Origin of the sequence: Nocardia brasiliensis, from assembly GCF_011801125.1 — a bacterium.
Taxonomy (GTDB): Bacteria; Actinomycetota; Actinomycetes; order Mycobacteriales; family Mycobacteriaceae; genus Nocardia; species Nocardia brasiliensis_C.
Window position 1 is genome coordinate 3863130 of sequence record NZ_CP046171.1, and the last position, 25704, is coordinate 3888833.

A 25704-nucleotide genomic window follows, 5' to 3' on the forward strand; every position below is an offset into this window, starting at 1 on the left:
TTTCGGATGGTTGCGGAAATTCGTTTCCGATAATTCGGCCGAGGTCGCGGCCGCGCCGCGGTGACGCGGCCGCGACCTCGCGGCTGCTATTCGGCGCCGAGCGGAACAAAGGGTGCGTAATCGCGAACGTGCCCGTCCAGCCAGGCCCAGTACGAGGCGTCGTCGACGGCGACGCCGTGCTGGCTGCGCAGGCGCCAGCCGCGGTCGGTCTTCTGCCAGAGATCGCCGTCGCGATCGCGATAGAGGCCGGTAGCGGCGGGTTCGGTTAGTTCGGTGGTGACTGCGGTATCCGGCGTGGACCCGCGGGTGGTCACGGGGGTCGGTGCCTGGTGTTCGGCGGTCGGGGGTATGCGCATCGGGTCTGCTCCCGCGGGTCGGAGAAATATGTCCGGACTATTATCCGGGATTCGCCTTCCATTTCTCTTCCGCAATTCTTCCGGAGCGCTTCCGGCGCATTTCGATACCCATTCGTAATTGTTTGACGTTGGGTGATCGGCGCATTTCTTGAATACAGTATCGGCATTCCTGGGAACGTCGATCCGGGGACGTGGACGGTCCGGTACGGGGGCGCTGCGTCGCCGACGGACGAGGTTGGGCGACGAAGGTGAGGAATTCGGATGAACTGGCGACAGCGGGCGGCCTGCCGGGCGGTCGCGCCGGGGATCTTTTACCCCGCGGCGCCGCCGAAAGGCGACCCACGACAGGCTCTGGCCTACTGCAGGCGATGTCCGGTGCTCGCGCGTTGCGCCGGGCACGCGCTGGCGATAGCGCAGCGGCGCGGGATAGTCGCCGGCGTATGGATCGACGGCGACCGGGACGCGCACGTGACATTACGAGAGATCGGGCGCGGCCACGCGCGGCCGCGGCGTTGTGTGAAGTGTTGGCGGCTCATCGAATCCGCGCGTGCCGAACGATCGTGCGCGCTGTGCGGATTTGCCGAGATTCCGGTTTGAATCAGCGGATGATGTTGTCCGGCAACGAGTTTGCTGGACACTGCGCTGCCGGTCCGGTTTGTGCATTCCGAAACATGGCGGTAATTTACCGGAAGTTCTTCGAAATTAATTGACGGAGTGGATATCTCGACGGTCGGAGGGACGCCGTGTCATGACGGAGCCACAGGTTCAGGTGTTCGGTCCGCTTCAGGTTTCGCTAGGCGGTCGTACGGCACGTATCGGTGCCGCACGCCAGCGCGCGGTGCTGGGGCGGCTCGTGCTGGCGGGCGGTCAGGCCATCGGCACCGATCGCCTGGTGGAGGACGTGTGGGAAGGCGATCCGCCCTCGCACGCGCCCGCCGTATTGCAGGTGCAGATCCACAATTTGCGGCGCGTGCTCGAGCCGGCGCGAAGACCGAGGACCGCGGCGCGCATCCTGGTGTCCGAGGGCGGCGGCTACGCGCTGCGGCTGGCTCCGGGCAGTGTGGACGCGTGGCGATTCGAGGAGCAGATGCGCCAGTATGAGCAGCGGGTGCACGACCCGGCCGACCGGCCGGGGCCGCTGGAACGTTATCGACTGCTCGACGCGGCTCTGGATTGCTGGCACGGTGCGGCATTCGAATCCTTTTCCGGTGCGTCGTGGGCCGTCGCGGAGGCCGCCCGGCTCACCGATTTACGGATCACGGCCACCGAACTGCGCGCCGAGGCCGCACTGGAACTCGGCAGGCTCGGCGAGGTGGTCACCGTGCTGCGTCAGCAGGTAGAGGAAAATCCGGGCCGCGAAGAAAGTGTGCGACTACTGGCCGCGGCGCAGTATCGGCTCGGCCAGCAGGTCGAGGCGTTGGCCACAGTTCGGCGCGCCAGGGAATTCCTGCGCACGGAATTCGGGATAGATCCGGGACCGCGGTTGCGGGATCTCGAATCGGCGATCCTGAAACAGCGTGTGCCGACCGAACATTCGGCCACCGCCCGCGCCATGGCCGAGACGCCGCCGCGCGGCGGTGCGCGCGCGGTGCGGACCGAGGTCGTCGATTCGGGTGCGGAGCCGACGTTCTATCCGGGGCAGCGCCGTGCTCTGCTCGCGACGGCAGGGGAGGCGCGCCGGTCCGGGTTGCGGATGACGTGGCTGGTCGGCGCGGCGGGCTCGGGAAAAACAACACTCGTCACGGCGATGGCCGCGGATCTGGCGGCGCAGGGCTGGATCACCGCCGTCGGTCGCTGCCCTGATGTCGACGGCGCGCCGGCGGCTTGGGCCTGGGCCGAGATCCTGGTAGAGCTCGGCGGCGAGCCGTCCGGCCCCGCGGGCCCCGCCGACCCGTTCACCATCGTGCGTGCGGTCACCGCGCGATGCCGCGAACTCGTGCCGAGCAGGCCGGTGGCGATCGTGGTCGAGGATGCCCAGCGGGCCGACGAGGCGACCCTGCAGGTCCTGCGGCAGTTGGCGAATTGGTTGCAGCGGGAACCGATTCTGGTCATCGCCACGGTGCGTGACTTCGAGCTGTCGCCCGGCCTGCGGGCCGCCGAGGCGGCGCTGGCCGACCGCGCGGCCGAACGGGTGGAGTTGACCGGCCTGGATCTGGCGGGGACGCGCAAGGTTGCGCAGGACGCCGGTCTGGCGACGCTCGATCCCGAATCGCTGCAAACGTTGCACGAAAGAACAGGCGGTAATCCGTTCTTCGTCCGGGAGCTGTCGAAGCGAATAGCGGCGCTGGGGGATTCGCCTGGTCTGCCGAGAAACACCGGTCTGCCGGGGAACATCCGCGCCGTGGTGATCGACCGCATCGAACAGCTACCCGAAGGGGTGCTGGCCGTACTGCAGTATCTCGCCGTGTGGGGCAGGGAGATCGATGTCGACACGCTGGCGCAGCTGTCGGGTGTCGCCGAAGACGAGCTGGTGGATCTCATCGACGCGGCGGCGGCGGCCGGGCTGTCCGGCTTCGATCACCGCGGCCGGATCGCGCTGGATCGGGCACTGGTCCAGGACGTGGTGTATCAGAGCATCGCGCCCCTGCGGCGCGGTCGAATGCATTGGAGCGCACTGGAATTGCTGGAGGCGCGGCTCGACGCGCGCTACGCCGAGCTCGCCGACGCGGAGCTGCTCGCCCGGCACGCCGCCCACGGCGCCACCCCGGCGACGGCGGCGCAGGCGCTGCGCCACGTCGTCGCGGTGGCCGACCGATATGACCGCGCGGGTAATGCCGCGGGTGCCGCCGCGCAGTGGCGAAGCGCGGTCGAACTGCACGAACTGGCCGGGCATGCCCGGCGCGGCGCGCGCAAACAGGACCGGCTTGCGCTGTTCGAGGCGCTGCGCGGTCTGGCGGGCGCGTTGGCCGGGGACGGACAGCTCGCTCGCGCGCGTCCGGTGCGCGGCCGTGCGCTCGCGCTCGCCGAGGAACTCGACGACCAGCGCCTGGTGGTCCGTGCGCTCACCGGCCGGACGGTACCGGTCCTGCGTGGTGCGTGGGAGTGCGCTACGAGCGACACCCGGCTGCGGTCCACGCTGGAATCCGCACTGGCGCGCACCGATTCGTCGGTCGAGCGCGCCGCGCTGCTCGTCGCGTTGAGCACGGAGGCGGCCGATGAGCCCGCGCAGGCCGCGGAGCGCGCGGCGGAGGCGGCGCGTCTCGCGCACGATTGCGGCGATCCGGAGCTGCGCTGCGCCGCGTTGAATGCCTTGGCCTACACCCGCATCGGCGAGCCGGACGGTTCCGGCCTGCCCATGGTCGCCGAGGAACTGTTCGACGTCGCGCGCGGCGCGGGTTTGCCGGACTATCAGGCGCTCGCGCACTACTTCCGTTTCCTGGCGGCCTGCCGGGCGTGCGATCCGCGGGCGGCTAGCAGGCATGCCGCCGCCGCGCTCGGCGCCACGCCGGACGGCCGCCCGCGACCACTGGCCGATGTCCTGCTGGCCTTCGCGGCGGTGGTGGAGGTGTTGCGCGGGGATCTGCCTGCGGCGGAACGGAAGTACCGAGACTTCGCGGCTCGGATGGCGGAGACGGGGGCGGCCCATCCGCAGGGCCCGCGGCTGGTCGGCGCGCTCACGCTCGGGTGGGCGCGCGGCGACCTATCCGGTGTGGCGGCGCCGCTGGCCGGGCTGTACACGGCCGAGCCCGACCGGGTCGCGCAGATCTATGCCGTCGCCCTGCTGCACGCCGGTGACCGGGCACGGGCGCGGGAGGTGTTCCGCGCTCACCCGGCGGTGCGCGGCGACCGCTACCGGCCGCTGATGTCCGCCTTCCGCGGCACCGCCGCCGTGGCACTGGGGGAACTCGATGCGTCGCGGGAACTGTTCGACACACTGCTGCCGTTCTCCGGGGCCCTGATCGGATTCGACACCGGCGCGGCGGTATTCGGGCCGTTCGACACGGTGCTCGCGGATCTGGCCGATGTCACCGGGCAGGCGGCGACGGCGCGGTCGCTGCGCGCTCGCGCCGCGACCGTCTTGCGTCGAGTCCGCGGCGCGCTCGATGAACTCGTGCCGCGGCCGGACGCGGGATACGGCGGCGCCGCGGAGATCACGCGACCGCAACTCGCGGCCCGCTGACGGGCCTGCCCGCGGCTACCTGCGGTCGGCGACCAGCGCGGTGGTGTTGTCGGTACCGCCCGCGTGCAGGGCGGACCGGACCAGCGTATCGGCGGCCAACGCGGGGGAGGCGCTGCCCGCCAGGACCACCTTGATGGTGGTGATGTCGAGCCGCTTGTGCACGCCGTCGGTGCTGAGCAGTAGTCGTCCGGTACTCGCGCCGGTGCCCGCCTGGCCGATATCGGCGGGGCGGACGGTGCGGGCCGAGGTGGTCACCAGATGGTTCAGCCGCGGTGGTGGCTGATGTCCGCGGATCCGCCAGAACTCGGCGACCGTGTGATCGACCGTGATCTGGTGCAGCACCCGGCCGTTCCAGCGATAGGCGCGGCAGTCACCGACCCAGGCGATATCGGCCGGGCCCGCGCCGGCGGGCAGCACCGCGACGACCAGCACGCTGTCGGCCTCGGACTGCGGGAACTGACGCAGCAGTTCATGTTGCGCGGCAAGGATTCCCGCGCGGGCGCCGGCGTCGGCGGCGACCCTGGCCGCGACGGTGGCGGCCGTGCGCGCGGCGCGGACCGCGAGCAGGTGGTTGCCGATCCCGTCGGCCACGACGAACGCGGTGCGCGCGGTGGTCGGGTCGGTGTGGGTGGCGGCCGCGTCGGCGTTGAGTGAGCGGGCACCGCGCCTGCTCACCGACTCCCATGCGGCACCGGTGAGGCGGACCTCCTCGGGGTCGGTGTCGTCGCTGACCGGTGCCGAGCACATGGGCCGGACCTCCTCGTGCAGACCTGCGCGTGCCGATCGGCACTTGTCCAGTGCAGCACCGGAGACCGTGCACCGGGTCAAGGTTCCCCGTGCTGATCCTGTGAAGTCGGTTACGGTTCGATGTCGGTGCTTGTGATCGCCGACAAGGGCACGGCCAGTTGCGCTTTCACTCGTTCGTAGGTGGGCAGGGTCTCGTAGCGCTGGACCGATTTGTCGTCGACGAACAGCCGATTGGAGATCCGGCGATAGTCGGCGAGGTCCGCGGTGACCATCACCACGACGTAATCCCATTGCCCGACGGTCGAATAGCACTGCTGCACTGTGGGTTCGGCGAGCATCCTGGCGCAGAACGCGGCGTACTGGCCCGCGTCGTCCTCGGTGAGTTCGACCAGCACCACGGTGGTCAGCGCCATGCCGACCGCGCGTGGATCGACCACGGCGACCTGCGCGGTGATCACCCCAGCGGCCCGCAACCGGCCGAGCCTGCGTTGAACCGCGCTGGGGGACAGGGCAACCCGCTCGCCGAGCTCGTGCAGCGACAGGGTGGCGTCGACCTGTACCAGGGCGAGCAGGTGGTGGTCTATGTCGTCGAGGGGTGGAACCGTCACGCAAGAAATTTGCGCCGGGCCGCGAAAATTGTCAATCGTGTTCCGAGCCGTTACTTCTAGGGTTCTCGGCATGGACCTTGTCGAGCTCGGTGACCTGCGGCGACGCGCGGGGGTGAAGTGGGCGCGCGCCGGGACCGATGTGCTGCCTGGCTGGATCGCGGATATGGATTTCCCGGTGCCGGACGCGGTGCGCGCGGTGCTGCAGCGGGCCGCCATCGGGGATCTCGGGTATCCGGCGTGGGACGAGCGACCCGAGCTGAATCCGTTGCCGCACAGCTTCGCCGCGCGCATGCGCGAGCGGCACGGCTTCGAGGTCGATCCGGCGCAGGTGCACGTGTTCACCGAGCTGATCCAGGTGGTGCAGATCGTGCTGCAACTCACCACGCGGCCAGGGGACGCGGTGGCGGTGCACACGCCGACCTATCCGCCGTTCCTGGAGACGTTGCGGGTCATGGGCCGGCGGCTGGTGCCGATCCAGCTGGTCGAGACCGCCGACGGCTGGGGCTTCGACGCCGAGCGGATGGCGGCGCAGGTCCGTGCGTCCGATTGCCGCGCGCTGATCATGGTGAACCCGAACAACCCGACCGGCCATGTCTTCGACCGTGCCGAGCTGACCGCGATCGCGGAGATCGCCTGTCGCCACGATCTGGTGGTAATCGCCGACGAGATCCATTCCGAACTCACCCACGACCCGCACCGGCATCTGCCCATCGGCGCGCTGGGGCCGGAGATCGCCGCTCGCACCGTGACACTCAACTCGGCGAGCAAGGCGTTCAATCTGGCCGGACTACGCTGCTGTGTCGCGCACGTCGGCGACCGACGGGTCCGCGAGGCGCTGGCCGCGCAGCCGCCGAAACTGTACGGCCAGGTCAGTGCGCCGAGCGTGCTGGCGACCGAGGCAGCCTGGCAGGAGGGCGACGCCTGGCTGGCCGCCACCCGGCAGGTCTTGACCACGAACCGCGATCTCGTCGCCGACGCGCTGCCGCCGTGGGTGCGCTACCACCGGCCGCAGGCGAGCTATCTGGCCTGGCTCGACTGTCGCGCACTGGAATTGGATCAGGACCCGGCCGCGTTCTTCCTTGACGAGGCGAAGGTGATGGTGCTCTCCGGTCCCGATTTCGGCCCTGGCGGAAGCGGTTTCGCGCGCTTGAACTTCGCGACCTACGGTCCGGTGCTGACCGAGATGCTGGCCAGGATGCGCGAGGCCGTCGAGAAGCGGCTGACTCGATGAGTCCGCGACAGCCTTGGCGTGCGGCGACATGAGCGTAGGGACGGCGGTGGTCTCGTTCGCGGTCGTCGCGGGCCTGCTCACCCTGGTGCCCGGACTCGACACCGCGCTGGTGCTGCGTGCCGCGGTCGTACGCGGCACCCGCGGCGCGTTCGCGACGGCGGCCGGGGTCGGCACGGGCCTGCTGGTGTGGGGCGCGGCCGCGACCGCCGGAGTGTCGGTGCTGCTGACCACCTCGCAGGTGGCGTACACGGTGTTGCGCGTGGCGGGCGCGCTGTATCTGATCTGGCTCGGGCTCACCAGCTTGCGCACGGCGTGGCGGCGCGACGGCGCCGTCGGATGGGAGCCCGACGCGGACCCCGGTGGTGGTCTCGTGCGGGCATGGGCGCGGGGCGCGCTGTCGAACCTGCTGAATCCGAAAGTGGGCGTGTTCTATCTGGCGATGCTGCCGCAGTTCCTGCCGCCGCACGCGCCGCATCTGCTGATGGGCCTGTCGCTCACCATGATTCACATCATCGAGGGGTTGGTGTGGTGGACGGTGTTGATCTGCGTGGTCCGGGCGGCACGCGCCTGGCTGAGCCGGGTGTCGGTGAAACGCGCGATGGAGGCGGTCACCGGCTCGGTGCTGCTCGCGCTCGGCGTGAAGCTCGCGTTCGACGCGCCGTGACGGCACCGATTGCGCTCACCGTGATGCGGACCCTGCGGGCACCGGGATCGGCACCGTACGCTGTGTCGTCCGGCGCGGCCGGGCCGCGCGGGCGCGGGGAGGCCGACGGTGCCGGGCCGGGCAGGTGGTAGGAAAGGGTACGTGTCCACATCTGTCGAAGGATCGGTTCCCAACAGCGGCTCTCGTGCGGTAGACGAGGTGGTGGACCTGGTCAGCGCGCTGATCCGGTTCGATACCTCCAACACCGGCGAGCTGGCCACCACCAAGGGCGAGCGCGAATGCGCCGAATGGGTGGCCGAGCAACTGCGGGCGGCGGGGTATACGACCGAGTACGTGGAGTCGGGCGCGCCCGGCCGCGGCAACGTCTTCGCGCGATTGGCGGGCGCCGATTCGAGCCGGGGCGCGCTGATGATGCACGGACACCTGGACGTGGTGCCCGCCGAGGCCGCGGACTGGAGCGTGCATCCGTTCTCCGGCGCGGTGCGCGACGGCTACGTGTGGGGTCGCGGCGCCATCGACATGAAGGACATGGTCGGCATGATGCTGGCCGTCGCGCGTCAGTTCAAGCGCGAGGGCACGGTACCGCCGCGCGACATCGTCTTCGCCTTCCTCGCCGACGAGGAGAACGGCGGCAAGTGGGGATCGCAATGGCTGGTGGACAATCGGCCGGACCTGTTCGACGGTGTCACCGAGGCGGTCGGCGAGGTCGGCGGCTTCTCGCTCACCGTGCCGCGTCGGGACGGCACCGAGCGCAGGCTGTACCTGGTGGAGACGGCCGAGAAGGGCCTGGGCTGGATGCGGTTGCGCGCCAAGGCCCGTGCCGGTCACGGCTCGTTCCTGCACGAGGACAACGCGGTCACCATCCTGGCCGAGGCGGTGGCCCGGCTCGGCAAACACACCTTCCCGCTGGTGATGTCGGACTCGGTGGCACAGTTCCTGGCCGCCGTCGCCGAGGAGACCGGGCTCGAGTTCGACCCGGACAGCCCTGATATCGAAGGGCAGCTGGCCAAGCTCGGCACCATCTCGCGGATCATCGGCGCGACGCTGCGGGACACCGCTAACCCGACCATGCTGCAGGCCGGATACAAGGCGAACGTGATCCCGCAGACCGCGGAGGCCGTGGTCGACTGCCGGGTGGTGCCGGGGCGGCAGGCGGCCTTCGAACGCGAGGTCGACGAGCTGATCGGCCCGGACGTCGAGCGCGAGTGGATCACCAAACTCGACTCCTACGAAACGACTTTCGACGGTCACCTGGTGGACGCGATGAACGACGCGATCCTCGCCCACGATCCGCAGGGCCGGACCGTGCCCTACATGCTCTCCGGCGGTACCGACGCGAAGGCGTTCGCGCGCTTGGGGATTCGCTGCTTCGGTTTCGCGCCGCTGCAGCTGCCCCCCGAGCTCGACTTCACCGCGCTGTTCCACGGTGTCGACGAGCGGGTTCCGGTGCAGGCGCTCGAATTCGGCACCCGCGTGCTGGAGCATTTCCTCCTGAACAGCTGACGATCGAACGAAAGGACACCACTCGTGCCCGACTACTCCTACAACCCCTACGACGCGCTGCCGCAGCTGCCGTCGTTCACGCTGACCTCCTCGGACGTCACCGACGGTCAGCCGTTCGGCAACGATCAGGTCAGCGGCGTGTTCGGCGCGGGCGGCAAAGATATCTCGCCGCAGTTGTCCTGGTCCGGATTCCCCGCCGAGACAAAGAGTTTCGCGGTCACCGTGTTCGACCCGGACGCGCCGACCGCGTCCGGGTTCTGGCACTGGGCGGTGGCCGACATTGCGGTGGGCGTGACGTCGCTGCCCAGCGGCGCCGGCAGCGGCGAGGAGGGCGGCGCGCTGCCGAGCGGGGCGATCTCGCTGCGCAACGACGGCGGCTTCCCCGGATTCGTCGGTGCGGGCCCGCCGCCCGGCCACGGCTACCACCGCTACTTCATCGCGGTGCACGCGGTGGACGTGGAGAGCCTGGGGATCGACGCGAGCGCCACGCCGGCCTACCTCGGGTTCAACCTGTTCTCCCATGCCATCGCGCGCGCGGTGATCGTGGCGACCTACGAGCAGAAGTAATTCGGTGACGACGGTGGCCCTGGGCGAAAAGCCCAGGGCCACTGCTGTTTCGGTGTGCTACTTGACGGTGACGACGTGCTCGGGCGGCGTCTGGGCGTAGAGCGCGGCGATCTCGGCGGCGTACTTGGCCGCGATCGGGCCGCGTTTGAGCGACATCTTCGGGGTCAGCTCCTCGCCGCCGGGCTCCCACGCCGCACCGACGATGGTGAAGCGTTTGACCTGCTCGACCCGGGAGAGCTTGACGTTGCCCTGCAGCACCGCCGCACGCACCTCGTCGACGATCTCCTGCCGGCGTGCCAGCGTCGGCAGGTCGGCGTCGGTGGCACCGAGATCCTTGGCGCGCAGAGTGGCCACGTCGGGATCGAGCACGATCAGCGCGCCGATGTAGGGCCGCGCATCGCCGATCGCGACGACCTGACCGACGAGCGAGGAGGCGGCCTTGACGGCGTTCTCGACGTTGCTCGGCGCGATGTTCTTGCCCGCCTCGTTGATGATCAGTTCTTTCTTGCGATCGATGATGCGCACGTAGCCGTCGGGGTCGAGGGTGCCGACATCGCCGGTGTGCAGCCAGCCGTCGGCGTCGATGGCCTCGGCGGTCTGCTCCGGCATGCCGCGGTAACCGCTGGTGACCATGGGCCCGCGCACCAGGATCTCGCCGTCGGCGTCGAGCCGCAGTTCGATGCCGTCGAGCGGGCGGCCGACCGAACCGGGCCGTGGCTTGTCCAATTCGGTGAAGGTGCCGACGCCGGTGGTCTCGGACATGCCCCACACCTCGCTCACCGTGAAGCCGAGGCCGAGGAAGTATTCGAGGGTCTCGGGCGGGATCGGCGCGGCGCCCGATGCGGCGATGGCGAGCGCGTCGAGGCCCATCGCGTGCCGCAGCTTGGCCAGCACCAGCGTCTCGGCCAGCCGATGCTGCACCGCGAGCACCGGCCCGCGGCTGCGGCCCGCGAGATCGGCTCGGGCGGCGGCGATTCCGGTGTCGATGGCCCACAGCGCCAAGGTCTTCTTGACCTGGCTGGTCTCGGCGGCGAGCTTGGTCTCGATGCCGGCCTTGATCTTCTGCCACACCCGAGGCACGCCGAAGAAGCTGGTCGGCCGGGCGTCGGGCAGCGCGGCGGCGACCTCGCGCGGGTCGGCGACCGTGGTGAGCTGGATGCCGGTGAGCAGGTTCATCGCGTGCGCGGAGATCCGGTCGGCGACGTGCGCGGCGGGCAGGTAGGACACCGCGCGGTCGTCGAGCCCGACCGGCAGCGGTCCGGCCACCAGCCCGATCACCTGGGCGAGCACGTTGCGGTGGGTGACCTCGACGCCCTTGGACGGGCCGGTGGTGCCGGAGGTGTAGATGAGCGTGGCGAGGTCCTCGGGCCGCACCGCGCGCCAGGTGGCCTCGAAATCGAAGTCCGCGGCCGGGTCGGCCGCCACCTGGTCCAGCGTGACCGTGCCGGTCGCCGGTCCGTCGACGAGGACGATGTGCTCGAGTTGGACCCCGGCCGCGCGCACCTTGTCCAGGAAGGCCTGCTCGGTCACCACCACCTTGTTCGCGGCGTTGGTGAACAGGTGGGTGATCTGCTCGGCGGAGCTGGTGTTGTAGATCGAGAACGGGGTGGCGCCCAGGTGCAGGGCCGCGGTGTCGACGAGGTTGAATTCGGGCCGGTTGGTGAGCATGATGCCGACAGTGTCGCCGCGGGTGACGCCGAGCCGGGCCAGGCCCGCCGCGAGGGTGCGCACCCGGTCGCCGTATTCGCGCCAGGTGATCTCCTGCGTTCCGCCGACGGTGCGCAGCGCGACCTGATCGGGCCGCATGCTGATGGTCTCTTGGAACGCTTCCGGGATGGTGTAGACCGTTTTGCCCGATTTGTGCGAATAGCCGATGTCTGTTGTCGTCATAACCCTGTTCCCGATAGCTGTGCCACACGAACCGCGCCTCACGGCGTCCGCACGGGGGCGGTTCGAGACCCGATCCTGACAGAATGCGGCAGCTGAGCTGTCAGTTTCTCACGAGTCGATGCGCCAGGAGTGGCGCGGCTCACTCATGGTAGCTAGATCCGCAGGTCGTGGTGCGGCTTACTCGGGAAGTTATGGACGCGCGACCTACCGTGCCTCGAATCGGCGGTACACCCGGAGCCAGCGCGCACGCCACGCGGTGAGCCGGCCGCCGCGACCCGGCACACCCGGGCTGCGCACGACGACCCGGATGCCACCCGCGCGCACGGCGGCGACCTTGTCGGGGTTGTCGGTGATCAGGCGGATCGAGCGCAGCCCGAGGCGGTCCAGCGCCGCGACCGCGTGCCGATAGGACCGTGCATCGATGGCGGGGTTGCACGGCGTGCCTGATTCCGCGCACTGCGCGGCCCGTAGCCCGCGAGCCTTACCGACCAGGCCCGCCCCGCGGCCCTCCTGTTCCAGATAGATCAACACGCCCCGGCCGGCCGCCTGTATCTGATCCATGGCGTGGTCGAGCGTGGTACCGCAGCGGCAGTGGTCGGCGCGCAACGCGTCACCGTAGAGGCAGCGCGAATGGATCCGGACCAGGCAGCCGTCGGCGATCTCGCCGAACACCAGGACGTGCCCGCCGTCGCGGTCACCGGGCAGTTCGTGCACCCGGACGTGCAGGTCGCGCCCATTGCGCAGCAACCGATGTCCGGTTTCGGCCGCGGCCGAGTCGATGACGGTCAACGACAACCTCCGACGTGGCTCATGAACGGTAGTCCGATCGCGGCGTCACCAGCACGGTGTCCGGGCGGGCCGGGTCCTCGGCGCCGGGCAGCGGCGGTGCGGGCAGCGGTGACAGCTCGAATCCGCCGGTGCGGGTCCGGCGGCCGGGACGGGCGACCAGCTCGGCGAGCAGATCGCTGGACCGCAGCGCGTGCGCGCCGACCAGCAGCACGCACACCAGCACCGCGGTCACCGCCACGCTGACATGGCCGAGCGAGACGAGCAGCACGGCCAGCAGCGCGATCGGCGCCACCAGCACGACCTCCCGGCTCGGGAGCAGCGAACGCAGCCGAGGCGCGGGGAGCGCGGGGGCGGGCGCGTCGAACGGGGCCAGGTCGGCGGGCAGGGTGTGGCCGCGCAGGATGCGTTTGGCCTCCAGGTAAGCCCAGGCCCGATCGCTGCGCACCGGCGTGATGAGCGGTGTCGCAACGACTTCCAGGCCCGCGGCGCGCACTGCCTCGATCTTGACCGGATTGTTGGTGAGCAGTGTGATCGAGCCGAGGCCCAAAGCGGCCAGGCCGCGGGCGGCGGCCTCGAAGGTGCGCGCGTCGACGGGGAAGCCCAGCTGCGCGTAACTGGTGAAGCTGTCGGTGCGGTGCTGCTCGCTGTGCCGATAGCCGCGCGCCTTCGCGACCAGGCCTAGGCCGCGGCCCTCCTGCTCCAGATAGACCAGGACGCCGGACCCTGCGGCCTGGATGAGGTCGAGCGCCGCGTCGAGTTCCGGACCGCAATCGCAGTCGTCGGAACGCAAGGTCTCGCCGTACAGGCAGCGCGAATGGATCCGGACCAGGCATCCGTCGGTGGGCGCACCGAAAATCAGCAGATGTCCTCGTTCGGTCGTGTCGTCGAGTTCGAGCACCCTGACCGGCAGGGTGCTCTCCTTGCGCGTGAACCGGTGCTCGGTCTCGGCAAGGCCGGACAGCGACATGGTCAATGCTCCTCCGAAGCAAGTCTGACGATGCGGTCGATATCGCTGACCGGTGGCATCGCCCCGGGCACATCCCCGAACGACTGCGTTGCCACCATCGCCGCGGTCGCCCAGACGTAGTCGCTCTCTTCGGCCGGTCGGCGGGTCGAGACGAGACGGTATACCAGCGCTGCGGCGAAGGCTGCCTGAGCACCCGGTGAATCGGCCATCGCGGCGGGAAACGGCGGAATCTGCGTGGTCACCGGGTCCGACCAGACGGTGCAGCGGAAGTCCTCGATCGCGCACACCGAGCGGACGCCGAGCGCCCGCAAACGCTGCGCGGTCTCGGCGGGGGCGGCCGCGGCCCCGTCGGGCACCATCGCGGCGAGGTCCTTGCTCGTGCCCGCGAGATAGTCGACGGCACCGAGGTATTGGTAAAGGTATTGCGGCACACCGACTGCGGGCGCTGGGTGCACCACGAGCAGCGGCCGCTGGGACATCCGCTGCACCAACGACATCACGCCCTCGATGACCGGGCTCGGCTGCTCGAAGGTGAGCAGCACCGCGTCCGAGGCGGCGAGCGCGGCGTTGATCATCGGGCTGCGTAAGTCCTGGGCGCTCAACCGGATCCGGTCGTCGCGGCAGCCGATGAAACCCGCGGCGCCGGAGCTGGTGATGAGCACCGCGGTGACCGGCGTCGGTGCGTCGGGCACCACCTTCACCAGGTCGGTGTCGACGCCCTCCGACCGCAGGTAGCTCAGTACCCGCCGGCCCGCCGCGTCGTCGCCGACCGCCGAGATCAGCCTGACCCGCAACCCGAGCCGGGCCGCGGCCACCGCGCGGCTGAGTCCTTTGCCGCCGGGATGCTCCTCGAAACTGCTGCCCTGCGTCGAGGCGCCTGCCAGCGGAATGTGGTCGACGAAGTAGAGGTGGTCTATAACCGCGTCACCGATCACCGTGACCACACCCGGAACCGGCTGCGTAGCAGGCGGTTCCGCGACGGGCGGAGCGCGGAAGATGGGGGTGGTGTGCGCCGCGGGCGCGTCGTAGACCGACTCGTTGACGAGCAGGTTCGCCAGTTCGGTGAACGCGCGCCGTTCGGGGGTGGCGCGCAGCGAGCGCACCGTCGGCGTCGGCGGGATGGCAGGCGCGGCAACGGATTCGTGCAGCAGCCGCCACTGTTCGGTGAGGTATTCGCGGCGCTCGCCGAGATCGGCGGCATAGAGCCGGTCGAGATCCACTGCGGCGGAGACGTTGTCGTCGCGGAGCAGTCCGAGCACGAGTTCGGCGTCGGCGATGAGCCGGTTCGTCGGCGTCAGTTGCGCAGCCAGATCGCGCACCACCGGCAGCACCGCCTCCTCGGCGGAGATGCTGTTGCGGTGCGCGTGTTGCCGCACGGCCAGCAGATCCAGTAGTGGCGCGACATCGATCTCGGTGGTGCGCAGGCGTTCGAGGCTGAGCCCGGAACGCTTGCACAGGCGCGTGAGGATGTTGCGCACGGCAACCACACCCGAGTCCTGCGGGACCATGGCCGGCTCGACCTTTCTCGTCGTCGGTGCTGCACCTGCGGTTGCCGAGAATCGGCGTTTAGCGCGCGGGCGAACTGTCAATTACCAACCTACAACGGCAATTGACGGTCAGATACGGCAAATGCCACACTTGGTTCGGCGAGACACCGTCTCCCAGCCACCTCGGGAGGGGACCCGGAGATGAAGACAGTTCTCCTGATTCGGCACAACCGGCGGCACAGGCCGGCCCGGCACCACGGGTGCGACACCGAGCTCGAGCCGAACAAGCTCGGAGCCTAGGCGGGGCACGGCACTGCCTTCGCGGACGTCCCTTCTCGCCGGTCTCGACCGGCTTTCGCACCGCTTCCGAGAGGAAGCCGCACCGGTTTCGCCCACGATGTGCGCGGACCCGGGCTCACCGATCCCCGAGTGCAGCAGCACCTGGACGTGCGACGACCCAGCTGGTGGAGGCAGCCGTGACGATCTTCGAGAACTCCCGATCGATGACGAGCAGTGTCTGCGGTGAATGGGCCGAGCGGGTAGCAGGACGCACCGAACCGGCCTGGCAGGTGAGCTGGTTGCCGCAGCGCCTGCACCGCGAGCAGGCACGCGCGGCAATGGAATTGGGCGAGCTGCTCAGCCGCCCCGACTTCGCGTCGGACCGTCCGGCGCAGACACGGGCCGAGACCTCGGCCGGTGTCCTCGGCATCACCGTGCACCAGGCGTTGGAACTGCTGCACCGGCGAATGCGGGACCGGCATCCCTGAAGACGTTCGATTTGTTTGACCGGAGGCAGTCATGACTGTGCACATCACCTTCTGGACGATGACCAGCGATATCACCCCGGAATGGGCGTACCGCGAAGCGGACGGCACGGACCGGTGGCGATTGAGCTGGCTGCCCGATCGCCTGCTCACCGCGGACCAGGCACAGCTCGGCATGGAACTCGACGAACTGCTGAGCGATCTGAGCGCCGTGCACGACCGCGCGGTGCAGGATCGGATCGATCTGTATGCCGAACAGCTCGGTATCGCGCGTGCGGGCGCGGTGTTGCTGCTGGCCCGCCGGATGGCGGTACGGCTGCATCAGGAACGGGCGGGCGCGCCGCGGAGCCCTGGTCCGCGGTCGCGTCCGCTGCACGGGCACATCGTCGAACCGCCGTACGTCCTCGGCTGAGGGCGTACGCGCCGAATCGAGGAGAGCTCAGGCGTTGGCGGTGTGCTCGGCGCCGACCGCCTCGGCGATACTGCGATATCCGTTGGCGCGCAGGCGTTGCGCGATACCGCGGTGGATCTTGCGGGTCCAGAACGGGCCGCCGTAGATGAATCCGGTGTAGCCCTGCAGCAGGGTGGCGCCCGCGCGGATGCGTTCCCACGCCTGGTCGGCGGTCTCGATGCCGCCGACCGAGATCAGCACGAGCTGATCGCCGACGCGGCGGTAGAGCCTGCGCAGCACGTCGAGCGAGCGATCGGCGACCGGCGCACCGGACAGCCCACCCGCGCCCATGGCCTCGACCTCGCCCGCGGGCGTGCGCAGGCCGTCGCGGCGGATGGTGGTGTTGGTGGCGACGATGCCGGCCAGCCCGAGTTCGACGGCGAGATCGGCGACGGCGTCGATGTCCTCGTCGGACAGGTCGGGGGCGATCTTCACCAGCACCGGCACCCGCACGCTGTCCAGCACCGCCTGCAGCAGCGGGCGCAGCGATTCGACGGCCTGCAGGTCGCGCAGGCCGGGGGTGTTGGGGGAGCTGACATTGACCACAACGAAGTCGGCGAGCGGGCCGAGCAGCGCCGCGCTGATCGCGTAATCGTCCGCGGCCACGGCGGCTTCGACGATCTTCGTCTTACCGATGTTGGCGCCGATCGGCACGCCGCCGCGCCGATCCCGCAGATGATCCGCGGCGGCCGCGGCGCCGAAGTTGTTGAAACCCATGCGATTGATCAGCGCCCGGTCCGCGGGCAGCCGGAACAGCCGCGGTGCCGGATTGCCCGGCTGGGCCTGCGCGGTGACCGTGCCGATCTCGGCGAAACCGAAACCGAGCGGGGCCCACGCGTCGACGCCGTCGGCGTTCTTGTCGAAGCCCGCGGCCAGGCCGAGCGGCGCGGGGAACTCGACGCCGAAGGCGGTGTTGCGCAGGATCGGATCGTCGGCGGCGAACAACCTGGTCATCAGCCAGCGGATCGGCGCGAGCCGCGCGCTCACCCGCATCGTCGCGAAGACGAGGTGGTGGATCCGCTCCGGCGGGATCAGGAACATCAGGCGTAATAGCAGGGCGTACATCGGCTCACATTCCCGGTTCGGGCTGGGGTAGTGCGGTTTTTCGGCGGCGCAGCAGCACCCGGCGGCTGCCGTCGGTGTAAGCCCGCACGCGGGACAACTCCCAGCCCCCGAATTCGGCCTGGATGGCCAGCCGCATCGATGCGGTCACCCGGGTCACCTCGGGTGGCAGCCGCAGCGGCACGTATTCGTAATCGTCACTGCTGGTCTCCCAGCCGGCAGGCAGGGCGCGCCCGCGCACGGTCCGCCCGCCCGAATGATGTGCTGAGGCTGGTTCTTCCGCTGCCCGAGTCATCAGTGCCCTCTCTTCCGATCATCCGCGCGGATCCGCTGTACACCGTCTCCGGTCGCCGATCCCACGAACATGTCACCGGTGCGCTGCTCGATGGTCACCGAGTTCGGCTGCCGGACGGTGGCGTACCGTCCCACCTCTTTCGGTATACCCGTCGACAGGTCGAATCCGACGACTTCGTTGGTCTGTGTGCACGTCACCCACACGGTGTCGGACCGCTGATCGTAGGCAATCGCGTAAGGCGAAGAGTTTACCGGGAACCGTTGGTGCAGGACGAGAGGTCCGGCGCTGAAGACCAGCAGCTCGCCGCCTTCGGTGTCGGTGACCAGGACCCGGCCGAATCGATCGGAGATCAGGTTCGTGGCCCCGTCACCGGCGCGAAGAGCCAGCCCGAGCGAGTTCTTGCCGAGCCCGATCTCGGTCACCGAGGTCTGTCTGCGATCCAGAACTGTGATCTGATCGTCGGTCAGCGCCAGCGCGTCGGCCGAGGCGAGCCCCGAGACGGTGCGGGTGTTCTCGCCCTGCGCCGACAGCGTGCGCACGGTGCCGTTCGCGGTGCCGACGATCAGCGAGTCGTCGTCGCGGCGCAGCACCGAGCGCACGTCGCCGTCGACGGCCACCTCGGTGAGCGTGCCGGTCGCGACGTCGGCGCGCAGCACCCGCTGAGGGGCGGCGATCAGCACTTCGCCCGGCCTGCCCTGTGCGAGCGCCGCGCCGCGCGCGGGCAGTGAGATCGTCTGCGGGTTCGGCGTGTCGGGGTCGATCAGCAGCAGCGTGTCGCCGCTCGTGTCGAGTGCCGCGATCCGTCCGGTGCCCGCCTCGGCGAGCAGTGCGCCGATCGGCGTGGCGAGAGCGGCGACATCGCCGGTGGGACGGGCACTCTGGGCGGGCGCGACGGCGGCGGTGGCGGGATCGCGGGTGGCCAGGTTGTCCCCGTCGGAACCCGTGGAGCATCCGGTCAGCAGCAGCATGGCCGCCACGCCGGAGATCGCCGCCGATTCCACCCAACCGCGAGGGCGCATCCTCCGAACTCCTTCTACCGACGAATCAACCGCTACGTCACCATCTGACCATGTCGGCATACCGGCCCGGCGTACCGGGGTGTCGGCGGACGGTGAATGTCGGCGCCGCGGGTTACCGTTGAGTTGAAACAGTGTCCAGATCAGGGAGAGCCGGTTGTTAGCCGACCACACGTCGGGGTTTGCCATCGAAGACATCACCGTTGGTCCGTTCGCGCACGGCTTCGGCACCACCGCGGACGGCAGACCGTATGCGTTTCGCACGGTTCGGGCCACGCTCACGCTGGAGATCTACCGGGCCGACCTCGCCGACGACATGCCGGGACCCGACGACGTCGTCGCGGTCGCGCAGGCCCCCGTCACCGATATCGACCTCGACGACGAACGCAGCGTCGTCGCCCTCGTCCGCGACACCATCCCCGCCGCGGTGCCCACCGCCGCCGTCCCGGACCGGGAAATGACCACGGTGCGCGCCCTGCTGGGGCGGATCAGTTCCGTCATAGATGGTATGTAGATGGTGATGCCCTACATACGACACGCCCGCACCGCGCTGCTCGCGGCCGGCGTCCTCACCGTGACCACGCTCGCGGCGTGCAGCACCGGCCCGGACGAGGCGGCCGTGGACGCCGCGCGCTCGTCGGCCAACGCGTCGCTGTCCGCCTCGATCACCACCTCCTCGCTGGCCGCGCATCCGCCGCTGCCGACGGCCCAGCAATTGGACGCGCAGATCAAACGCGCGCTCGATCCGGCACTGCCCGACAGTGAACGCACCGACCTGATCGAGGACGGCGACGCGTTCCGCACCGCCATCCCCGACATGTACAAAGCGCTGCAGGACAATCCGCGCGCGATCTACGGCGTCACCGATCCGGTGTTCGACAACCACGACGGCACGCTCACCGCCACCATGCGGCTGGACAAGGACGGCAGCGGCACCGCGGTGCGCACCACCGTCGTGCACTTCGTGCTGCTCGACGGAAAATGGAAGATCTCGCGCACCGACCTGTGCGGCATCCTGCGCTCGGCCGACTACCGCACCCCGGCCTGCGGCTGATCCGCCCCGATGATGCCGGATCTGCGCAGCGAGCGCGTCGAGGCGCGCACCGCCCGAGGGGAATCGAAACTGCACAGCGGGCTCTTGCGCTGGGGCCGGTTCGTCTACCGGCACCGCTATCTCGTGCTGGCGGTGTGCGCGCTGGCGGTGGTGCTGTCCGGGCTGTACGGCCGCGATCTCACCGGTCGGTTGACCCAGGAGGGCTGGTTCGACGAGTCCAGCGAATCGGTCGCCGCCTCCAAGATCGCCGACGACACCTTCGGCCGCGACACCGACAGCGACCTGATCCTGCTCTACACCGTGCCCGAGGGCAGCACGGTCGACGACCCCGCGGTGCGTTCGGCGGTGACCGGCGCGCTGAGCGACCTGCAGGCGCGGTTCCCCGACCGCATCCTCAAGATCGACAGCTATTGGGACAGCCCGTTCGCCGCTAACGCCACCGACGCGTCGCGCACGCACGCGTTCGCCAGCATCGGGTTACGCGGTGAGGGCACGGCGACGGTGGAGAACTACGCCGCGATCGAAGACCATCTGGGCGCGGGACCCGCGGGCGGCGGGCCCGGCGGGACCACGGTCCAGCTGGCGGGCCTGCAGCCGGTGCTCGCCGGGCTCAACACCGGCATGCAGAACGACATCCATCGGGCCGAACTGATCGCGCTGCCGCTGGTGGCGATCCTGCTGTACTTCGTATTCGGCGGGGTGGTCGGTGCGTTGCTGCCGGTGCTGATCGGCGGCATGACGATCATGGGGACCGCGGGCATTATGCGGGTGCTCACCGGGTTCATCGACGTGAACGTCTTCGCGAGTACCGTGATGACCCTGGTCAGCCTCGGGCTCGCGATCGACTACGGGCTGTTCACCGTCACCCGGTTCCGGGAGGAACTCGCGGCCGGGCGCACGGTGGAGGAGGCGACCGCGCGCACCGTCGCCACCGCAGGACGCACCGTGCTCTTCTCGGCCGCGATCATCGCGGTCAGCCTGGCCGCGCTGTTCATCTTCCCCAACGGGGTGCTGCGTTCGGTGCCCTACGGCGGTATCAGCTCGGTGCTGCTGGCCGCCCTGCTCTCGGTGACCGCGCTGCCCGCCGCGCTGAGCATCGCCGGGCGGCGGATCGACTGGCTGGGGTGGAAACGCTTCTCGCGCAGCAAGACCGAGGCGCAGATCGACGCGGGCTTCTTCTCCCGGCTCGCGCGCTGGTCGATGCGCAGGCCGCTGGCCGTCGCGGTGCCGATCGTGCTCGCGCTGCTGGCGTTGAGCATTCCGTTCCGCCACATCGAGTTCGGCGGGATCAGCGAGAAGTATCTCGGCGCGCAGAACCCGGCGCGGGTCGCCCAGGAACGCTTCGACGAACTGTTCCCGAGTTTCCGGACCGAACCGTTGAAACTGCTCGTGCTCGACGCGAATCCGCAGCAGCTCAGCGATATTCGCTACGAGGCAAGCCAGATCCCCGGTCTCACCGGACGATTCGAGCCCACGGTGGCCACCAAGGACGGTATCAACGTGCTACAGGCCGGTCTGGTGGACAAGCAGGACTCCGATCGGGTGATCGACGCGCTGCGCGCGATCCCCGAACCGCCCGGCGTGCGGGTGATGGTGGCGGGGGTGCCCGCGCTCGAACGCGACAGCATCAACGGCCTCTTGCGGGGACTGCCTGTGCTGGTGGCGTTGCTCGCGGCGGCGGCACTGGCGTTGATGTACGCGGCATTCCGGTCGATCGTGCTCGCGGTGAAGGCCGTGGCGATGAGCGCGCTGAGTCTCGTGTCCACCCTCGGCGTGCTCACCTGGGTGTTCGTCGAGGGGCACGGGTCCGGCATCTTCCATTTCACGCCGGGACCGCTGATGTTCGCGGTGCTCGCGTTGATCGTGACCGTGGTGTTCGGGCTCTCCACCGACTACGAGGTGTTCCTGCTGTCCAGGGTCGCCGAGGCGCGCGCCGGCGGCGCCGAACCGCCAGAGGCGATCCGGTACGGCATCGCGCACACCGGAGGTGTGATCACCTCCGCCGCGGCCATTCTCATCGTCGTCACGGGCGCGTTCGGCTTCTCCGACCTGGTATTGATGAAATACATCGCGTACGGGATGATCGCCGCGCTCATCCTCGACGCGACCGTCATCCGCATGCTGTTGACGCCCGCGGTGTTGAAACTGATCTGGCGCTGAGGGGGATTCGTGCGTGCCGTCAACGGTGTGAACCTGGGGTTGATGTTCCTGCTGGAAGTGGGAGTCATTGCGGGCGCATGCGTTTGGGGCTTCACCACGTCGGGCGGGCTGGTGCTGCGGGTGAGCCTGGGTGTGCTGGCTCCGGTGCTGTTCATCCTCATGTGGGCGCTGTTCGGCGCCGCCGCCGACGCCCGCTTCCCGCTCACCGGTCCGTGGCGCGTTGCCCTGGAACTGATCTGGTTCGGCGGCGGCGCCCTGGCCTGGGCCACCGCCACCGAATCCGTGGTCGGCCTAGTGTTCTTCGCCTCCTGGGTGGTGAATGCCGTGCTGCGCGTGCTCATCCAGGGCGGGCTGACCGTCGATCCCGCCCCGACCGTCGGCGAGTAGCCGGGCTACTTCAGGAGTTCGATCACGGGGGCGAAGGCCGCCATATCCGGTTCGAGCATCGTGAAATAGGTGATGCCGTAGCGCTCGCGGTATTCCCTGATGGTGTCGGCGATCTCGTGGGTTGTCCCGAAGAGGATGCTCGGGGCAGCGGCGATTCGGTCGTCGGTGAAGCCGGGTTGAAACTGTCGCACCCGATCGGGCAGGGTGTCGCGCTGGGCGGGGGTAGCGACCGCGTACACCAGCAGGTTGAGCGTGACGTCGCCGCTTACTGTGTCGCAACGGAATTCGCGTAACCAACGCAGGCTTCTCCCCGAGGACCGCGAAGAGCAGCACTGATCGAACCTAGGAGCCGCACGCGACCGGCGATACCGGCCGACCGGACGAATGACCCAGCCGATCGGCTGGTGTGGGTAGGCCGTATGTTCGCGGGCGGCCTTGTGCGGCACGGGTGTACGCGTGTATCGGTTACGGCCGATGCGCGGGCAGTACGTCGCTGGTTGTCGAATGTCCTAGTCGTGTGAGCCAGGCCCGTACGTTCGCGGCTGCCTTTGTGCGGTACCGGGGTGCAGGTGTTGCTGTGGGCGGTGCACAGACACTGGTGATCGAATGACCCAGCCGATTGGCTGGTGCGGTAGGCCATACGCTCGCTGGTGGCGGGAACGGCCGCGCCGCAGGACGAGCACGACAGCGGCAAGCCGGATCCGTCGATCCGCGTCACGCCCGTCGAGCTCGTGCTGCCCGCGCCCGCACCGGCGGTCGACGGTGACGGTCATACCGATATCGGCGACGTGGTCCGGGTGCATCGCGTGCTGCGGCCGGAGGCGGTGTCGACCGCGGGCGCCGCTGTCCGGCACGGGCGTGCGAGGTGCCCCGGGGCGGTGCATGAGCATTACCTCACTGGTAATCGACATCGTGTGACGTGCTGGGCACGCTGAGCGAGTGAACGTTATGGAGGCGAGCGCGACGCGCGCTGTGGTGGAGGAATTGCTCGGGCGGATCGGTGGCGGTGACGCGGACGCGATCGCGGAACTGTACGCACCGGTGAGCGACTGGAAACTGGATTGGCCCGAGCACGAGCACGGACGTGCGCAGACGCCGTGGATTCGGCAGCGCGCGACCCGTGCGGACGCGGCCGAGCATTTTCGCGAACTCGCCCGCCATCACGTGCCGGAGGAGGCGGGCACCGTCATCGAGCGCGTGCTCGTCGACGGGCGCGATGCGGTGATCCTCGGCGAGATCCGTCAGACGGCGCGTGCCACCGGCCGTGCCTACCGGTCGCGCTTCGCGTTGCACGTCACCGTCGAGGACGGCCTGATCACCCGCCATCACATCTACGAGGACAGCCTCGCGGTGGCGCAGGCGTTCGACGCGTCCGCTGGAACCGCCTGAATCGTCGGCTTGGCTGGATGGGTGCGCCTCGGTGGGTCTCGGCGCGCTCGTCCGCACCGATGTCGACCTGGCCGCTCGGGCCTGCGAAAAATCCGGCGACACGGGGGTGCGCGCTCGCGATAATTGCCGACGTGACGCAGGTGAAAGTCGTTGTCGCGCACCATGAGCGGGCGACCATTCGGGTCGGGGACGTGTTCCTGAAGGTCGACGCCGATCAGGCGAACACCGATGTCGAGGTGGCGGCCATGGCGCTGGCGCCGATCCCGACACCGGAAGTGTTGTGGCGCAAGCCGCCCGTGCTCGCGCTGGCCGCCCTCCCGGGGCACGCGCTGGCCCGCCTCGGTCAGCCCTCGACGGCCTCGACGGCCTCGGCGGCCTCGGCGGCCTCGGCGGCGGCATGGGCGGCCGCCGGTGCCGCGCTGCGCACGCTGCACGACGCGCCACTGCCACCGTGGCCCGGTCGTAGCGTCGAGCACCTTGCCGCGGAACTCGACAGCGAATGCGCGTGGCTCCTCGCGAACGAGGTCCTGCCGACAGAGCTGGTCACCCGCAACCGCCGGATCGCCGAAACCGCGCTACGGCCTTGGACTCCGGCATTCATCCACGGCGACCTGCAGGTCGCGCACGTGTTCGTCGACGGTGCCGAGGTGAGCGGGGTGCTCGACTGGTCCGAGGCGGCCCCCGGCGACCCCCTGTTCGATCTGGCCACGTTGACCCTCGGCCATCCGGAGCGCCTCGACGACCTGCTGACCGGCTACGGCACCGCCGTCGACCACGCCGTGATCCGCGGCTGGTGGTCCCTGCGCAGCCTGCGCGGCATCCGCTGGCTCATCGAACACGGCTACGACCCGGCCACGCCCGGCGGCGAGGTCGACGTACTGCGCCGCGCGATCCTGGTCGATTGATCAGGAGGAACTGGTGGCGGAAGCCTCTCGCGCGATGCCGCCACCAGTTCCTCCTGATCACGTGACCGACTGGTGCGCGCGGCCGAGCGGGGCGGTGCGGGGTTGCCGATTGTGTACCAGGGGCAATCGTGTGTACGGAGGTGGTGGAGCAGGAGGGGGAGTCGTGCGCCGGGAAAGTCTGCTCAGCGGCGGATGGGGAGGACGAGTTGGGCGCCGGTCTCGGGGTGGTCGAGGACTTCGACGGGGTGCTGGTAGACGCGGGTGAGCAGCTCGGTGGTGAGGACCTTGCGGGGTGGGCCGTCGGCGGCGATGCGGCCTGCGTCGAGCACGGCCACCCGGTCGGCGTAGGCGGCGGCGATGCCGAGATCGTGCAGGACGATGACGACCGCGGCTCCGGCCCGTGCGCGGGCGGTGGCCAGGTGCAGCACGGCTTCCTGATGGCCGAGGTCCAGTGCGGCGGTGGGCTCGTCCAGCAGCAGGGTGCCGGTGTCCTGAGCGAGCACCCGCGCGAGCGCGACCCGCGCGCGTTCACCGCCGGACAGTGTCGGAAACGACCGGGCGGCAAGATGTTTCACGTCGGCGGCGGTCATCGCGGCGGCGATCCGTTCGTCGTCGAGTTCGCGGCGTCCGGTGCGCAGCCACGGAGCCCGGCCCATCGCGACGACCTCGCGGGCGGTGAACGGGAAACCGACGCTGTGGGTTTGGGGGAGCACGGCCCGCCGGCGCGCCATGTCCAACGGCGACCAGTGCGTCAACGCGTGCCCGTCGAGCTCGATCACCCCGGCGCTGGGCGCGAGTTCCCCGGCTAGCGCCGCCAGCAGCGTGGACTTGCCCGCCCCGTTCGGCCCGACCAGTGCGACGATCTCCCCGGCGACCACATCGAAGTCCACGTCCTCGAGCACCCGCCGCTGCGCCGAATGCGCCCCTCGCCGTTCCACACTCACCCCGCGCGCCCGCAACGTCACCGCCCCGAGCTCCGGCGCCCCCGGCACCTCATGCGTCCGCGCGAACACCCGCCGCACCCCACTCACCGCCGACCTCCCCGGACCGCACCTGAACTCCCCGCAACCGCTTCGCGCCCCACACCGTCGCACAGCGCCGCAGGGCGCAGGTCCACGCCGCGCCCCCGACGGCGAACGTCCGAGCCGTACGCCGCGACACGTGTGTCAGCGCGGCGACGGGACCTTCTGGCCTGTGTAGTGCTGGGCACGCCGACGTGTGTGTCAGCGCCGCGAGATGAGCTTCTGGCCTGCGCAGTGCCGAGCACAACGACTGCGCCGCGGCCGCTGTGC

27 protein-coding genes are annotated in these 25704 nt (G+C 69.7%); 15 read left to right on the plus strand and 12 right to left on the minus strand.

Annotation, left to right across the window (positions count from 1 at the left end; genetic code table 11):
• Nucleotides 1-86: 86 nt before the first annotated feature.
• A complete protein-coding gene (locus F5X71_RS17400; RefSeq protein ID WP_167462959.1) occupies nucleotides 87-356 on the minus strand; it encodes a hypothetical protein in 270 nt (89 codons plus the stop codon).
• A 261-nt stretch (nucleotides 357-617) separates the two neighbouring features.
• Between F5X71_RS17400 and F5X71_RS37750 the strand changes: the two genes are divergently transcribed.
• On the plus strand, nucleotides 618-953 hold the full coding sequence (locus tag F5X71_RS37750) for a WhiB family transcriptional regulator (protein WP_167462961.1): 336 nt from the start codon (nucleotides 618-620) through the stop codon (nucleotides 951-953).
• Nucleotides 954-1104: 151 nt separating this feature from the next.
• A complete protein-coding gene (locus F5X71_RS17410; protein WP_167462963.1) occupies nucleotides 1105-4476 on the plus strand; it encodes a BTAD domain-containing putative transcriptional regulator in 3372 nt (1123 codons plus the stop codon).
• 15 nt (nucleotides 4477-4491) lie between these two features.
• On the opposite strand, the gene F5X71_RS17415 is transcribed toward F5X71_RS17410, so the two are convergent.
• Both F5X71_RS17415 and F5X71_RS17420 read right to left on the minus strand, forming a co-directional pair.
• The gene (locus F5X71_RS17415) at nucleotides 4492-5223 is read right to left on the minus strand and encodes a PP2C family protein-serine/threonine phosphatase (RefSeq protein ID WP_167462965.1); all 732 of its coding nucleotides are present in this window, start codon (nucleotides 5221-5223) and stop codon (nucleotides 4492-4494) included.
• Between the two features lie 110 nt (nucleotides 5224-5333).
• Nucleotides 5334-5831, minus strand: a complete 498-nt coding sequence (locus tag F5X71_RS17420) for an Lrp/AsnC family transcriptional regulator (RefSeq protein ID WP_238815941.1) — start codon at nucleotides 5829-5831, stop codon at nucleotides 5334-5336.
• 70 nt (nucleotides 5832-5901) lie between these two features.
• Between F5X71_RS17420 and F5X71_RS17425 the strand changes: the two genes are divergently transcribed.
• The 4 genes from F5X71_RS17425 (at nucleotide 5902) to F5X71_RS17440 (ending at nucleotide 9796) form a co-directional block, all read left to right on the plus strand.
• Nucleotides 5902-7062, plus strand: coding sequence for a MalY/PatB family protein (locus F5X71_RS17425; RefSeq protein WP_167462968.1), 1161 nt, complete (start codon nucleotides 5902-5904; stop codon nucleotides 7060-7062).
• Between the two features lie 28 nt (nucleotides 7063-7090).
• Complete coding sequence (locus F5X71_RS17430) at nucleotides 7091-7726, plus strand: LysE family translocator (RefSeq protein ID WP_167462969.1); 636 nt, start codon at nucleotides 7091-7093, stop codon at nucleotides 7724-7726.
• A 141-nt stretch (nucleotides 7727-7867) separates the two neighbouring features.
• Entirely contained in the window at nucleotides 7868-9229 is a 1362-nt protein-coding gene (locus F5X71_RS17435) for a M20/M25/M40 family metallo-hydrolase (RefSeq protein WP_167462970.1), read from the plus strand.
• 24 nt (nucleotides 9230-9253) lie between these two features.
• Complete coding sequence (locus F5X71_RS17440) at nucleotides 9254-9796, plus strand: YbhB/YbcL family Raf kinase inhibitor-like protein (RefSeq protein ID WP_167462971.1); 543 nt, start codon at nucleotides 9254-9256, stop codon at nucleotides 9794-9796.
• Nucleotides 9797-9853: 57 nt separating this feature from the next.
• Here F5X71_RS17440 and F5X71_RS17445 read toward each other — a convergent pair whose 3' ends face one another.
• The 4 genes from F5X71_RS17445 to F5X71_RS17460 all read right to left on the minus strand — a co-directional run bounded on the left by F5X71_RS17445 (nucleotide 9854) and on the right by F5X71_RS17460 (nucleotide 14950).
• On the minus strand, nucleotides 9854-11686 hold the full coding sequence (locus F5X71_RS17445; RefSeq protein WP_167462972.1) for an AMP-dependent synthetase/ligase: 1833 nt from the start codon (nucleotides 11684-11686) through the stop codon (nucleotides 9854-9856).
• A 204-nt stretch (nucleotides 11687-11890) separates the two neighbouring features.
• A complete protein-coding gene (locus F5X71_RS17450; protein WP_238815942.1) occupies nucleotides 11891-12475 on the minus strand; it encodes a GTP cyclohydrolase in 585 nt (194 codons plus the stop codon).
• A gap of 19 nt (nucleotides 12476-12494) precedes the next feature.
• A complete protein-coding gene (locus tag F5X71_RS17455; protein ID WP_238815943.1) occupies nucleotides 12495-13442 on the minus strand; it encodes a hypothetical protein in 948 nt (315 codons plus the stop codon).
• 2 nt (nucleotides 13443-13444) lie between these two features.
• Nucleotides 13445-14950, minus strand: coding sequence for a carbohydrate kinase family protein (locus F5X71_RS17460; protein WP_167462976.1), 1506 nt, complete (start codon nucleotides 14948-14950; stop codon nucleotides 13445-13447).
• 455 nt (nucleotides 14951-15405) lie between these two features.
• Here F5X71_RS17460 and F5X71_RS17465 point away from each other — a divergent pair, with 455 nt between their 5' ends.
• Together F5X71_RS17465 and F5X71_RS17470 are read left to right on the plus strand one after the other, a co-directional pair.
• Nucleotides 15406-15696 (plus strand): hypothetical protein, encoded by a 291-nt coding sequence (locus tag F5X71_RS17465; protein ID WP_167462977.1) that lies wholly within the window; start codon nucleotides 15406-15408, stop codon nucleotides 15694-15696.
• Nucleotides 15697-15727: 31 nt separating this feature from the next.
• On the plus strand, nucleotides 15728-16105 hold the full coding sequence (locus F5X71_RS17470) for a hypothetical protein (protein ID WP_167462979.1): 378 nt from the start codon (nucleotides 15728-15730) through the stop codon (nucleotides 16103-16105).
• 27 nt (nucleotides 16106-16132) lie between these two features.
• Here the strand turns inward: F5X71_RS17470 and F5X71_RS17475 are convergent, their stop codons facing one another.
• The 3 genes from F5X71_RS17475 to F5X71_RS17485 are packed head-to-tail and all read right to left on the minus strand — an operon-like array spanning nucleotide 16133 to nucleotide 18520.
• On the minus strand, nucleotides 16133-17209 hold the full coding sequence (locus F5X71_RS17475) for a quinone-dependent dihydroorotate dehydrogenase (RefSeq protein ID WP_167462980.1): 1077 nt from the start codon (nucleotides 17207-17209) through the stop codon (nucleotides 16133-16135).
• Nucleotides 17210-17213: 4 nt separating this feature from the next.
• The gene (locus F5X71_RS17480) at nucleotides 17214-17501 is read right to left on the minus strand and encodes a DUF5703 family protein (protein WP_238815944.1); all 288 of its coding nucleotides are present in this window, start codon (nucleotides 17499-17501) and stop codon (nucleotides 17214-17216) included.
• The gene (locus F5X71_RS17485; protein WP_167462982.1) at nucleotides 17501-18520 is read right to left on the minus strand and encodes a hypothetical protein; all 1020 of its coding nucleotides are present in this window, start codon (nucleotides 18518-18520) and stop codon (nucleotides 17501-17503) included. Before F5X71_RS17485 ends, F5X71_RS17480 begins: the two co-directional genes overlap by 1 nt.
• Before the next feature lie 154 nt (nucleotides 18521-18674).
• On the opposite strand from F5X71_RS17485, the gene F5X71_RS17490 reads away from it, so the two are divergent.
• The 4 genes from F5X71_RS17490 to F5X71_RS17505 are packed head-to-tail and all read left to right on the plus strand — an operon-like array spanning nucleotide 18675 to nucleotide 22118.
• Nucleotides 18675-19031 (plus strand): hypothetical protein, encoded by a 357-nt coding sequence (locus F5X71_RS17490; protein WP_167462983.1) that lies wholly within the window; start codon nucleotides 18675-18677, stop codon nucleotides 19029-19031.
• Nucleotides 19032-19571 (plus strand): hypothetical protein, encoded by a 540-nt coding sequence (locus F5X71_RS17495; RefSeq protein ID WP_167462985.1) that lies wholly within the window; start codon nucleotides 19032-19034, stop codon nucleotides 19569-19571. It begins immediately after the preceding gene.
• Nucleotides 19572-19580: 9 nt separating this feature from the next.
• On the plus strand, nucleotides 19581-21731 hold the full coding sequence (locus tag F5X71_RS17500) for an MMPL family transporter (protein WP_238815945.1): 2151 nt from the start codon (nucleotides 19581-19583) through the stop codon (nucleotides 21729-21731).
• Nucleotides 21732-21740: 9 nt separating this feature from the next.
• Nucleotides 21741-22118: a YrdB family protein gene (locus tag F5X71_RS17505; RefSeq protein ID WP_203218315.1), complete on the plus strand. Its 378-nt coding sequence runs from the start codon at nucleotides 21741-21743 to the stop codon at nucleotides 22116-22118.
• A gap of 5 nt (nucleotides 22119-22123) precedes the next feature.
• Here F5X71_RS17505 and F5X71_RS36470 read toward each other — a convergent pair whose 3' ends face one another.
• Entirely contained in the window at nucleotides 22124-22564 is a 441-nt protein-coding gene (locus F5X71_RS36470) for a hypothetical protein (RefSeq protein WP_174817087.1), read from the minus strand.
• A gap of 204 nt (nucleotides 22565-22768) precedes the next feature.
• Between F5X71_RS36470 and F5X71_RS17515 the strand changes: the two genes are divergently transcribed.
• The 3 genes from F5X71_RS17515 (at nucleotide 22769) to F5X71_RS17525 (ending at nucleotide 24412) form a co-directional block, all read left to right on the plus strand.
• Nucleotides 22769-23053, plus strand: a complete 285-nt coding sequence (locus F5X71_RS17515; RefSeq protein ID WP_167462986.1) for a hypothetical protein — start codon at nucleotides 22769-22771, stop codon at nucleotides 23051-23053.
• A gap of 13 nt (nucleotides 23054-23066) precedes the next feature.
• Entirely contained in the window at nucleotides 23067-23507 is a 441-nt protein-coding gene (locus F5X71_RS17520; protein ID WP_167466536.1) for a nuclear transport factor 2 family protein, read from the plus strand.
• A gap of 131 nt (nucleotides 23508-23638) precedes the next feature.
• Nucleotides 23639-24412 carry a phosphotransferase family protein gene (locus F5X71_RS17525; RefSeq protein WP_167462987.1) on the plus strand — a complete coding sequence of 258 codons (774 nt, stop codon included), beginning with the start codon at nucleotides 23639-23641 and terminating at the stop codon, nucleotides 24410-24412.
• Nucleotides 24413-24594: 182 nt separating this feature from the next.
• Here F5X71_RS17525 and F5X71_RS17530 read toward each other — a convergent pair whose 3' ends face one another.
• Nucleotides 24595-25443: a heme ABC transporter ATP-binding protein gene (locus F5X71_RS17530; RefSeq protein WP_167462988.1), complete on the minus strand. Its 849-nt coding sequence runs from the start codon at nucleotides 25441-25443 to the stop codon at nucleotides 24595-24597.
• Nucleotides 25444-25704 lie beyond the last annotated feature (261 nt).